Genomic DNA, 8,562 nt, shown 5'->3' with positions numbered 1-8,562 from the left:
CCCGCTACCGATGTCGCCGTTGGCTTCGTCACGCACGCCGACGACAAGCAAGCCGTCATCGGCTTGCATCTGAACAAGCGTTTGATCGTCCGTGTCGAGTTCGGGGAATCCGCTGATATCGTTTTCAGACAGCGCGTAACCGTCCTTCGATTTTTGCAAGTCGGCCCACTTCAGTTTGGCGCTTTGATGGCCCTGCCAAAAGAGGCGAGCGACGGTGCGACCTTCGGCGTGCACGGACGACGAACCCATCAGTGAAAGAGCCGCAAAGGTCAATATGAATGATCGAATGGTCATGATTGTTGGTTTCAGATTTTCAGTGGTTAGATACAAGTGATTGAACGGCGCGCCGTGGCAGTTCGATCGTTTGGTGAGGTGATTCCGAGAAAGGTTTTAAATGAAGCGAGTCGCCGAGTTTCTTCATGACAGATGGATTGAGCATCCACCCGCCGTCACTGATGGATTCCATCGCGACGATGTAGTCCTGTGGTTCAGGACTTGGTAACTCGGAGACGTATGCAAAGCCTCGTTCGTTGGTGATTGCACGAGCGAGCGGGGCGCCGTCGTCGGTTTGCTTCAACAGCACTTGCACATTGGCAAGCGGTTTGCCGTCGTAAACGACCTTCACGTAAGTGTCAGATTCAGATGGTGACGTGGTGGATGAGTCATCGCAGCCGACGAGAACGACAGCGGCGCAAAGCATTGACCAGATTGAGACGCGAGCGATCATGGCCACTGGACAACCTCCCGGCCGTCTCGCGAAAACAGCGAGTGATACAAGGTGCGATCGATTGACTCGGTCATGAAATGAACGCTGCCATCAAGCATCGCGTGCATCGATCCGCCGGTGTGATACGACCGCGATGAGTAGAAGCCCCTGCCGTGCATGCCGACATCGGGGATTCTGGAGTTGGGTGTCATGTACCCGTTGATCACCGTGGCGTACGGAACGCCTCGAATCCAAGTTGAGCCGCGGTTGCCGGTGTACGAGCTGATCTTTGCCGGGAACACCGTCTCCAAATCAGGGTTCTGTATCAGCGTTCCGCCTTCGAGGAATCCTGGGTTGGGTGCGGTGTTGCCGCTGGTTCCACTCCAGTTTGCGATTCGGCGGTGTGGGCCGGCGGGCGTGGGCTCGGTCATGCCGCTGGTTTGATCGCCCATGACCGTCTCAGCCAACAACACCGTTTGGCTGGTGCCGTCCAAGCAGTCACGGAACTTCGCCCACGAGTTTTCCCAAACCATTCCGTCGGTTCGATAGCGATCGTCGTAGTTGGTGTCTGTGCCGCTGCCGTAGCTGAACATGTAGCTCAGTCCGCCCGAAAAACCATCGGAGCCATCGGCGAAAGTGGTGCTGAACCTCGGATCGCCCACCTCGCTTGGGCAAAGAAATGTCGGCACGACTGTTTCAACCGCATCGCGAAGAACCGGGTTGAAGGATGCGGCCCAAGGAGGGCCAACCAACAGTGGCTGCTCAAAGTCAATCAGCTCGCTCAGGCCCGCTTGTTCGATGAATGGCAACACTCGAGCTTGTACGGAATAGCTGCTTGATCCCGTCATGGCGGGAATGCATTTGAACGAACTCTCGTAGTTGTGAGTTGCCAATGCAATCTGTTTCATCTGGTTGCTGCATGACATTCGTCGCGCCGCTTCGCGGGCAGCCTGAACAGCCGGCAGAAGCAATCCGACCAAGATGCCGATGATGGCAATGACCACCAGCAATTCGACCAGAGTGAACGCGCCGCGAGTGTTTCTGTTACGCATGTGGAGTGGTGTGGATCTCATTTGATTTTGATTCAGTGAGTGCGCAGGAAAATTGAAAGGGCCCCGCGCGGCGCGCACGTCGATCGACACAGGTTTGGTCGGACCGGGCGCCGCTCGTCGCAAACGCACACGCGGGGCAATGGATGGATTCAGATTGCGTTATGAGCCTGCAGTCACAACCAACAACAACCATCCGTTTCAGGAAGTTGTGCGGTTTCGCATGTGCCGACCCTCGCCGGTCCGTCAATCGCGAAGACGTGATCGGACAAACAGCGGGATGGACCTTCGGTCAGAAAACCGAGGCAAACGGCGAATGCGGAGTGACTGAAACTCAGGCGAGACGCATTGGAGGGCCACGAAGAGGCGGCCAAGAAATGGACGGATCAACATCCGCCGATGGGCACATGGGCCAAGAAGCAAATTCAATCCATTCGCACGTGATCAAGGTTCGATCGTGATCGATCAAACCGGTGGGAGCGGCAAGGGATTGGCAGATCCAGCACGAATGGGAATCGTGTTGCGATCGGTTGTCTTTGACGAACTCAAGTGGCGCTGCCGGCGACTCTTTCTGGGGCGAAGCCTGCTCGGTTTCAGCGCAACCATGCAAATGGCAGCATTGCTGATGCGTGTCATCCTTGGTCGCGAAAGCGTCGGAAAACTCTGGCGGAAGGGACGCGATGTGTCCGTGATCCGCATTTCCGTGGGCTGTATGCCCGGCAGAATCATGCCCGTGATCGCAGAGACCATGATGACAGACGTCATGGTTGCACGTGGCGACATGCAACCAAGCCGGTGCATGGCCAAGCAACAGCGTGACGCTGAGCAAGAAAGTCGTGAATGGACGGATCGACGGGATCACTGTTCACCCAAACGGGAGACAATTGAAACGGAAATGGAGGTCCGACCAAAGACTCAGAGCCGGATACGATACGGCGTTGCGACCGGTTCGACAAGTTCGAAGAATTGTTCTTTGTCTTGATTGAGCGTGAAAGTTGAAGTCGGTTCCGGTCAGATCGGCGAATACCAGAATCTTAACCGTTCCTGGATAAAGCACCGCATCATTCGCGGAGTCAGTTGCCAACACTTTCGATCAATCGTGGTCATCGATCAAGGAACCGACGGTTGTAGCTTCGCCACAATGGTAGAGTTGAATTGGATCGTGCTGTACTGGTGGCGACGATCGGCTTTCTCGCCGCCACGCAATGGGCAAGGCTTCGAAGGCGGATTCAGGCAGGCACCAGATTGGCTGGGCCGTTCTGCAAAAGGCTGTTTCGTGTTGCGGAGGAAGGCTCGACGATGTTCCAGCCAAGTGTTGAATTCGGGCCCCGTTCCATCGTAGGTTTGCAGACAACACAATCAGACAATGCAAGGTGCTTCCTCGGATGGCTTCGGCACAGAGCGTCCATGGTTTGCCAGACTTTTCACAATCAACGAATTTTCGATCGATCTCCATCATGCTCCCTCCAAAACTGTTCCCCGACGTTGAACCTGAGCCCGGTGAGCGTCTCAACACTGAGATGGCGATTTCGGAGTCGTACAGCAGCCGGAACATCACGATCCCCATCCACGTTCGACGCGGAATCAATGATGGGCCTCGAGTTTTCGTCACCGCGGCTCTGCACGGTGATGAGCTGAACGGGACCGGAGCAATCCGGCACCTCCTTGCCGACTCGTCTTGGGAACTGCATTCGGGAACGCTGATCCTGGTCCCGGTCCTCAACATCCTCGGATACGAGCGTCACTCGCGTTATTTGCCCGACCGTCGCGATTTGAATCGGTGTTTTCCCGGATCAAAGACGGGCAGCATGTCCTCGCGAATGGCACGAACGATTTTTGACCAGTTGATTGAACCGTGCGACTTCGGAATCGACTTGCACACCGCCGCCGTCCGTCGTACCAACTACCCGAATGCTCGAGCGGACTTGTCCAATCCGAGGTGCGCTGAGATGGCAGAAGCATTCGGCGCTGGGATTATCTTGGACGCTCCGGGGCCGGAGGGATCGCTTCGTCGATCAGCGACTGATCGCGGCGTGCCCACGATCGTTGTCGAAGGCGGTGAAGTCTGGCGAATGGAATCCGCCGTCATTGACTGCATGACCCGCGGGGTTCTCAATGTGCTTCGAAAGCTGGAGATGGTCGATGGCGAAATCGATGTGCCGATCAAGCAAACCGTCATCAGCCACACCAAATGGATCCGTGCCGAGCGTGGCGGCCTGATGCAAATGCATGTTGCACCGGGAGAGACCGTCAAAAAGGATCAACCATTGGCAACCAATTGCAGCTTGCTCAACGAAGGCCAGAATCAATTGCTCGCACCGTTTTCCGGAGTGGTGCTCGGGGCCAGCACCTTGCCCTCAGTCAAACCAGGTGAACCAGTCGTTCACATTGGCAAGCTTGGGACTCGGAAGCAGACGAACGCATACGAAAAACGCTCCGAGAACGATTCGGTTCAGCAAGACGCGATTGAGCAGTTTTCATCGAGCGTTCATGTCATCGCGCCCGAGTCGATCACCAACACGGATGAGACGGATTCGTGAATGATCTGATGTTTGCCGGCGGTCGGTGTCAGCAAACTCGAATGAGACACGCTTCCGCAACCTCGCTCTTACCCGAGTGTTGTGAACGGACTCATCACTTCAGTTGGTCAAAGTAGGTCTTCCAATCCAAATGTTCACGTCCGGCGGCCTGGGCGAAGTGGCTTGGGTTGTCGACCGCACTATTGCGGATCCCTTCGTAGATGCCCGCGATGATGTTCCCCATGAACTCACCCAGTTCAGCCGTTCGATCGTTGCGATACTCTTCGACTGACATCGATCGATACTTCAGATCGGTTCCGAATGTTTCATTGAGGTAATTCGTCAACTGTTGCTGCGTGATCGCTTCGCCGTGCAAGTTGTAGGTCTGCCCGTCGTGTTTTGATTCCGTGAGCATTCTGGCATAAGCGTACGCGAGTTCGGACCGCGTTGTGTAGCCGCACTTTCCATCACCGGCGCAGTTGGCGACTTCGCCGCGCTGTTTGTATTGGTCGATGTAGTCGACGTCGGGCTCGATGTAGATGCCGTTGCGGCCAATCACCCAATCAAGCCCGCCGTCACGGACGTCTGTTTCGGTTTGGCGATTGCTCTGCACCACCGGTGTGAACGCGGTTCCTTCTTCGGCTCCTTGGATGCTGGTGTAAATAATCTTGCTCACACCAGCACGCTTGGCAGCTTCGATGACATTGCGATGTTGCTCAATCCGTTTTTCGGGAGCATCCATGCCCGACACCAACAAGAGATGGTCGATGCCCTGAAGTGAGTTCTCCAGGTCAACTGGCGAGTTGTAATCACCGGGACGAACTTCGATGCCGAGCGAGCTTGCTTTTTCGGGAGTCCGCGCCAAACCGATCACGTTGTCGCCGCCGACCAAGTTGACCGAGGCTTCCACGATGGCGGCACCCAGTTGACCGCTGGCGGAAGTGATTGCAATCTTCATCATCGAGTTCCTAGTTGATGTCAGGAGTTGGGTGCACCGGAAGGTTAGGCGATTGTCGGGACAATACCACCATCGCTTCGCAAAGCGGCACCATTGATGGCCGACGCGAGCGGGCTGGCAACAAACGCGACGAGGCTCGCGATCTCATCAGGATCGATGAGGCGTTGGATCAACGAGGTGGGGCGGTTCTCCGCCATGAATCGTTTTTCCGCCGACTCGTACGGTTCGTCTGGAAACAAGTCGCCAACAAACTTCTGAACACCCGGTGTCGCGGTCGAACCTGGCAAGACTGAATTCACCGTCACTTTGGTTCCTCGCGTCAGTTGAGCAAGGCTTCGCGAAAGAGTGAGTTGAGCGGTCTTGGTCATCGCGTAGTGAGCCATTTCTGGCGAAGGCACGATGGCCGATTCGCTGCTGATGAACACGATCCGTCCGGAATCTTGATCGAGCATGCGTTTCAGATAGTGACGTGCCAATCGCACACCGCTCATCACGTTGATATCAAAGATCTCGTTCCATTGGTCGTCGGTCAGGTCGAAGAAATCAACCGGCTCAAAGATACCGAGATTGTTGACGAGGATATCCACGTTGGGATGTTCATCGATCGTTTTCGCGATGCCTTCCGTGGTGCCGTTGTCGGCGACCAGTCCAACCAGCTTCGCTTCCGGCAGTTCTTTCTGTATCTCATCGATTGCTTTTTGAACGCTCGAAGTGCTGCGAGCGTTGATGATCGTCGTGGCTCCTTCCGCCGCGATTTTCTTTGCGATTGCCATCCCGATGCCGCCTGAGGATGCGGTGACAAGTGCGGTCTTGTTGTTGAGTTGTAGATCCATGATTCGTTGCTTCTTGTTTCTTTGCTTCAATGAAGTGAGCCGAGCTCACTGATGGGAGGGGAATGTCCGTTGCAGATCGGACTCCGCAACGAGCATTCACGATGCGGCGATGCGAGTATCAGCAATCGAAGCGTTGCAGCGGTTGAATCTGTGCGAAGCAAACACGATGCTGCGAAGATTGGCCCGCCGGTTTGGATGAGTCATGCGTCCGCCGGGCTTTTCCGCGGAGGCCTATCCGTTAGCGCACAAAAAAAGCCTGGTTGTCGAATCTTGCGATTCAAAAACCAGGCTTTGAAGTGGAGGCGGGGAGGATTGAACTCCCGTCCCGCGATGCATCCACGATACCGTCTACATGTGTAGTCAAGCTATTTGCAGAATCTCGAAGATTCCTTTTCGCTTCATCGGGCGCTACCTGACAGGCTCCCGAATCCGCTAACTCAAATCTTGTTTAGCGACCCGCGTCTTGAGTAAGACGGGTCACGATCCGACATTGTGACGGACATTCAGGCGACATCGGCGATCCCCATCAGTCCGGGCTACCTGTAATTAGGCGGCCAGTGCAAAGTTTTCTTCTGCAACTAAAAGTTTTTGATCAGCTTTTTACGTGGCCAACTGATCAACCACGACACGCAGGCATACGCTTCTTGACATCCGGTCGATTCCAAGTCGCCCCCTTGCTTCTTCATCAGACGTTCATTCTACCCGATTGGTTCACTCTTCGTCGTGGGGTTTGTCGTGATTTCCAGCATGATTTGTTCATAAAACGCTGAAATTCGCCGGCAAAATCAACGCTGCAACGCTATGTCGACCAATGACGACAATCCGCCACTTTGGCTCTCACGGACGACCAAGCGGTCACCAGCACGCAGTGCGTAGTCGGATTCGGGGCGAACGTCCCCGGCACCGCGTTCAGCAAATTGGACTTCCATGCGATGGCCTTCGACTGAATCGGTTGAATGACGATAGAGCACCGCTTCCATGCGTCCGAAACGCTTGTCGACACCAGTTTGCTTGAGCAGCGTGCTGACGAAAACGGATGGGCCCTGCGGGTTCGCACCCGAAGCCGGTGGCAACGGAAGCACGCGAACGGGCGTTTGGTCGCCGACAATCTGCAACACGATCGAGGAGTTCGCTTTGGCTTCGCGAACTTTGTGATAGACCTCTTCGTTGAATGTTCCGGTCGTCATCATCGCTCCGGAACCGACCGTGTCGAAACGCGATTCGGGATCACTTCCACCGGGCGCCAACCCACTCATTTCGCTGAGTTTGGGTGGTTTCATGCTGGGCATCTTCAGTGCGCTGAGCTGCAGCGGAGCACATCCAGCCGCGACGACGGATAGGGCTGCCACAACACAGGTGAGAAGCAGGGTTCCGCTCAGTTTTTGTTGGGTGGGGCGTGTCATGGTGGGAAGGCTTCGTCAGGCGAAGAATGACCTTGAGGGTCGCGGAAATTAGATCGTCTGGGAAGATAATCGGCCTGCCTGCGAAGTTTCTTGAGCAATCTTTGAACATTTCCTCAACCCAATCAAATTGAAGTCAACGCCCATCTCACCGGGCTGACACGTGCAAAACTGTTGGCAGACACACGAAAAAGCGGGACCGACGGAATCCAATCCGACGGTTCTCTCACGCCACGACCGCGGATCGTGTTTGTCCGCGGCGTGCAACTGGGGTGGCAAATGATCCTGAGGCTCTGGTATCGAAAATCCTCTCGAATCGCTTCCTCCCAGGAGTCTTCTCTTATGTTCGAGTTTTTAAAACGCTTTCCTCTGCGTCGTCGGTCTCCCATCTCGCCGACTCCTTTGACTCATGGCGGCGATTCGTCCCGCGATGTCGTGCTGAGACTGCAGCTTCCGCCGGCTGCCGATGAGCTTGCCTCTGCTGTTCAATCCACCGCCGCTTCACCATCCGTCGCGATGGCCAACGCTGTCGAAACCCGACTGGCGTCCGGCACGATCCAGGCTCAGCCCGTTCCCAAAAAGGCGACCTCCAACCGGCCGTCTCGAGTGCGAAGCAGTCACCGCGAACGCATTTTTGCGATGCGGATCGAACACTCGCAGATCTGCAATGAGAAACGAGTTCGATTGTTGGCGAAAGTCGGTGTCGTGACCGCGGGCGATTTGGCTTGCTGCAATCCAGAACAAATTTCGCGTCAGTACAAATCGCCTGGACGAGCCCTTCGTTCGATCAAGCGACTTCGGGCTGCGGTTCGTTTGGCGGTTGCCATCGACGGCATGATGCCTCGTGATGCGTTGATTTTGGTCGCGATTCATCGCCGCAGCGTCGCATCATTGGCTCGCGAATCGGCGGCTGTGTTGCATCGCGACTTGGAGCGATTCTCACTGAGCAGTCGTGGCCAGCGATTGGTCGGACACCGGGGCGTTCCGAGTTTGCGCCGGGTGAAGAGTTGGGTTGGGCAGTGCGAGCAACTGGTTGCTCATTGGATTCAAAACCATCCCGCCGAAACGCAAGTTGCCGCCTAACGGCAATTGGTTTT

The 8,562-nt window shown here is 55.6% G+C and carries 7 protein-coding genes, 1 other RNA gene and 1 pseudogene; 2 read left to right on the top strand and 7 right to left on the bottom strand.

Annotation, left to right across the window (positions count from 1 at the left end; all coding sequences use genetic code 11):
* The 3 genes and pseudogenes from B2R17_RS23450 to B2R17_RS23440 all read right to left on the bottom strand — a co-directional run.
* Positions 1 to 294: pseudogene (locus tag B2R17_RS23450) on the bottom strand (hypothetical protein); the annotation flags it as partial.
* Between the two features lie 19 nt (positions 295 to 313).
* A complete protein-coding gene (locus B2R17_RS23445) occupies positions 314 to 733 on the bottom strand; it encodes a hypothetical protein (protein WP_414707395.1) in 420 nt (139 codons plus the stop codon).
* Entirely contained in the window at positions 724 to 1,758 is a 1,035-nt protein-coding gene (locus B2R17_RS23440; RefSeq protein WP_286765918.1) for a DUF1559 domain-containing protein, read from the bottom strand. Before B2R17_RS23440 ends, B2R17_RS23445 begins: the two co-directional genes overlap by 10 nt.
* A gap of 1,454 nt (positions 1,759 to 3,212) precedes the next feature.
* On the opposite strand from B2R17_RS23440, the gene B2R17_RS23435 reads away from it, so the two are divergent.
* Positions 3,213 to 4,295: a succinylglutamate desuccinylase/aspartoacylase family protein gene (locus tag B2R17_RS23435; RefSeq protein WP_037250132.1), complete on the top strand. Its 1,083-nt coding sequence runs from the start codon at positions 3,213 to 3,215 to the stop codon at positions 4,293 to 4,295.
* A gap of 94 nt (positions 4,296 to 4,389) precedes the next feature.
* Here the strand turns inward: B2R17_RS23435 and B2R17_RS23430 are convergent, their stop codons facing one another.
* From B2R17_RS23430 to B2R17_RS23415, 4 genes are all read right to left on the bottom strand, one after another.
* Positions 4,390 to 5,235: an SDR family oxidoreductase gene (locus B2R17_RS23430; protein ID WP_286765917.1), complete on the bottom strand. Its 846-nt coding sequence runs from the start codon at positions 5,233 to 5,235 to the stop codon at positions 4,390 to 4,392.
* A 41-nt stretch (positions 5,236 to 5,276) separates the two neighbouring features.
* Positions 5,277 to 6,065, bottom strand: coding sequence for an SDR family NAD(P)-dependent oxidoreductase (locus B2R17_RS23425; protein WP_286765916.1), 789 nt, complete (start codon positions 6,063 to 6,065; stop codon positions 5,277 to 5,279).
* A 294-nt stretch (positions 6,066 to 6,359) separates the two neighbouring features.
* Positions 6,360 to 6,739: a transfer-messenger RNA gene (gene ssrA / locus B2R17_RS23420) on the bottom strand.
* A 111-nt stretch (positions 6,740 to 6,850) separates the two neighbouring features.
* On the bottom strand, positions 6,851 to 7,468 hold the full coding sequence (locus B2R17_RS23415) for a hypothetical protein (protein WP_286765915.1): 618 nt from the start codon (positions 7,466 to 7,468) through the stop codon (positions 6,851 to 6,853).
* Between the two features lie 339 nt (positions 7,469 to 7,807).
* Between B2R17_RS23415 and B2R17_RS23410 the strand changes: the two genes are divergently transcribed.
* A complete protein-coding gene (locus B2R17_RS23410) occupies positions 7,808 to 8,548 on the top strand; it encodes a DUF4332 domain-containing protein (RefSeq protein WP_286765914.1) in 741 nt (246 codons plus the stop codon).
* The last annotated feature ends 14 nt before the right edge of the window (positions 8,549 to 8,562 follow it).

The sequence above is a fragment of the Rhodopirellula sp. UBA1907 genome (genome assembly GCF_002337565.1).
Classification (GTDB): Bacteria; Planctomycetota; Planctomycetia; order Pirellulales; family Pirellulaceae; genus Rhodopirellula; species Rhodopirellula europaea.
This window is presented reverse-complemented; position numbering and strand designations above follow the sequence as displayed.